Genomic DNA, 2684 nt, shown 5'->3' on the forward strand with positions numbered 1-2684 from the left:
GGCCCATCGGCCCGGCGGCGACGACGTGGTGCTGGGCGTCGCGGCCAGCGGTAATACGCCCTATACCGCCGCGGCGCTGCGTGCCGCGCGGGCGGCCGGCAGCCTGACGGTGGGCATGAGCTGCAATGCCGAGGGACGGCTGCTGCGCGAGGCCGAGCTGGGGATCGGGATCGTGACCGGTGCGGAGGTCATTGCCGGTTCGACCCGGCTGAAGGCCGGGACCGCGCAGAAGGCGGCGCTGAATTTGCTTTCGACCACGCTGATGGTCCGGCTGGGCCATGCCTATCGCGGGCAGATGGTGGATATGCGGGTGGTGAACGCGAAATTGCGGCGGCGGGCCGCGCGCATGGTCCGGACCCTGGCGGGCGGGACGGATGACGAGATCCGCCAGGCGCTGGACGCCGCCGGCGGCAATGTCAAGCGCGCGGTGCTGATCCGGCACGGCATGACGCTGGAGGCGGCCGAAGCCGGCCTGGCCCGGCATGGCGGCGACCTGCGTGCGACGCTGGATGCGATGGGGGGTGCGATGGGAGATGCGCGGGGGGCCGCGACGACGGGTCAGTAGCCGGTATAGCGGCCCGGGCGGTGGAAGGTGGCGACCACGCCGCTGATCGCCACCGCGCTGACGGCCGAGAGCAGGACGTGGCGGACATCGATGACCAGGAGCGAGAGGGCCAGGATGCCGGCATCGATGGCCAACTGGCTTTTGCCGGCGTTCCAGCCGCGCGTCTTGTACAGCCACAGCGTGATGACGCCCGTGCCCCCGACCCCGGCCTGGTGCCGGGCCAGGGACAGGATGCCCATGCCGATCGTCGTTCCGCCGAAGAAGGCCGCCCAGAACGGGTTGATGGCGCCTAACGTCATCAGATGCGGGAAGACCAGGGCGGAGAGGGTGACCGAGAAGCTGACGATCAGTGTCTTGAGCGCGAACGCGCCCCCCATGGTCCGGCAGGCGAAGGCGAGGAAGGGAATATTGATCAGCGTGAAGAGCAGCCCGGCCGGCAGCTTCACGACGTAGGACAGCAGCAACGCCACCCCGGCGACCCCGCCGGTGACCAGTCCGGCCCGGTGCAGGCAGGCCAGGCCGAGCACGATCAGCGAACAGCCGATGACGAGGGCATAGGCGTCTTCGAACAGCGAATGGCGCAGGGGCGAGGCGGTGTCGGCCTGGGTTCGGGGCATGGCGGGCACGATGTCCGGCGAAAGGGCTGAAACGGGCGGGGGCGAAGAGGATACGGCACGTCCTAATTGAGCGATGGCTCGCGTGTAAAGCGCCGTTATTTTCTTGCCCGGCACGGGATTGGCGCCGTGCCGCGCGGCTGGTTTTTCGTTTCGTAGTGTAATCATCTTACGCTGGGCATCTTGCGCCGGGCGCGTCGCGCGGGGGAGCCTGCCCGAGGGATGCATGGGGGGAATACGCAACGGGATGTGATCGGCGGGCCCGTCCGCCGCCGCCGCCGCGTTCCCATATGACGGGCACGGACAGTCTGCGAGGAGGCGTCCATGACACAATGGTTCCAGTTGCATTCCGGCATGAAGATCGTCGGGGCGGACAATGCGCCGGTCGGCGAGGTCCAGGAGGCCGAAGGGGGGGCGCGGCTGCGCCTGACCGGCACGGACGGGGCGGCGCATTACCTGCCCTTGTCGATGGCCGACGCGGTGCAGGGCGAGGTGATCCGGCTGAATTGCGCGGCATCGGAGGCGATCGCCCATTTCGACACCGAGCTGCCGGCCGGCGAGGATACGACATAGAGCAGATCCCGTTTCGGGCGGACTTGTTTGAACGGGTGAAGAGGCCCAATTGAATAATAGCTTGTGAATAATAGCTTGGCGCATATCCACTGAACCGGTGTTCAGTGGAAGCGCTTTGGTGCGCTGCCGGCGTCTTTTGCCGAAAGGCAGGGGGTGGATTGCCGGGGCGGGCGATCGCCGATATCGTGGCGTCATGCATTTTCGGTATGACGGGGCCAATCCCCGGACGATCGCCCGTTATGGTGCCCTGGCCGCCGGGGCGCTGGTGGTGTTGTCGCTGCTGTTCGGCACCGGTTACACGATCGACCAGAAGAATGTCGGCGTGGTATCGCGCTTCGGGGCGTTTTCGCGCACGGCGGGGCCGGGGCTGCATTTCAAGCTGCCTTGGGTGGAAAGCGTGGTGGAATACAGCACCGCCACCCAGCAGGTCGCCATCCAGAAATCCGAAGTCTTTACCGCCGACAACCAGGGCGTGAACGTGACGATGCTGGTGCAGTTCGACGTTCCCGACGGGGATGTGCAGAACCTGTACGAGCATGTGCCGTTCTATGAACAACGGATCTATACGCTGGCCAACGACCGGATGAAATCGGCCTTCGGCCGGCGGCAGGTTTCGGACGTACCCAGCGCGCGCAGCCTGATCGAGAGCGAGATCAAGGCCGATGTGGCCGCGCAGGCGCTGAAGCTGTACGGCATCGAGGTTTCGGAAGTTCAGATTACCGACCTGGATTATACCGAGGCGTTCCGCCACGCCATCGACATGATGACCCGGGCGAAGGCCGAGGTGACGCGGTCGGAACAATTGCGCCAGCAGGCGGTGATCGACGCCGAGCGCCAGCAGATTGCCGCCCAGGCCAACGCCAACGCGGCCGTGGCCGCCGCCGAGGGCGAGGCGCGGTCGATCCGCGCGAAATCGGAGGCCGAGGCCGCCG

4 protein-coding genes are annotated in these 2684 nt (G+C 66.9%); 3 read left to right on the forward strand and 1 reads right to left on the reverse strand.

The window, feature by feature from the left end:
- On the forward strand, positions 1-565 hold a 565-nt coding region (locus HUK84_RS14455; protein WP_176640912.1), incomplete at its 5' end, for an N-acetylmuramic acid 6-phosphate etherase.
- On the opposite strand, the gene HUK84_RS14460 is transcribed toward HUK84_RS14455, so the two are convergent.
- Positions 559-1182, reverse strand: coding sequence for a YitT family protein (locus HUK84_RS14460; RefSeq protein ID WP_176640913.1), 624 nt, complete (start codon positions 1180-1182; stop codon positions 559-561). The genes HUK84_RS14455 and HUK84_RS14460 overlap by 7 nt on opposite strands.
- Positions 1183-1503: 321 nt before the next feature.
- Between HUK84_RS14460 and HUK84_RS14465 the strand changes: the two genes are divergently transcribed.
- Both HUK84_RS14465 and HUK84_RS14470 read left to right on the forward strand, forming a co-directional pair.
- Complete coding sequence (locus HUK84_RS14465; RefSeq protein ID WP_176640914.1) at positions 1504-1752, forward strand: DUF2171 domain-containing protein; 249 nt, start codon at positions 1504-1506, stop codon at positions 1750-1752.
- 193 nt (positions 1753-1945) lie between these two features.
- Positions 1946-2684, forward strand: a 739-nt coding sequence (locus HUK84_RS14470) for an SPFH domain-containing protein (protein ID WP_176640915.1), incomplete at its 3' end; no start/stop codon positions are given.

Origin of the sequence: Nguyenibacter vanlangensis (genome assembly GCF_013376155.1) — a bacterium.
Taxonomy (GTDB): domain Bacteria; phylum Pseudomonadota; class Alphaproteobacteria; order Acetobacterales; family Acetobacteraceae; genus Gluconacetobacter; species Gluconacetobacter vanlangensis.

Excerpts from the sequence above, each read along its gene's own strand:
- HUK84_RS14460 (WP_176640913.1), bottom strand. The coding sequence starts at position 1,182 with ATGCCCCGAACCCAGGCCGACACCGCCTCGCCCCTGCGCCATTCGCTG.
- HUK84_RS14465 (WP_176640914.1), top strand. The coding sequence starts at position 1,504 with ATGACACAATGGTTCCAGTTGCATTCCGGCATGAAGATCGTCGGGGCG.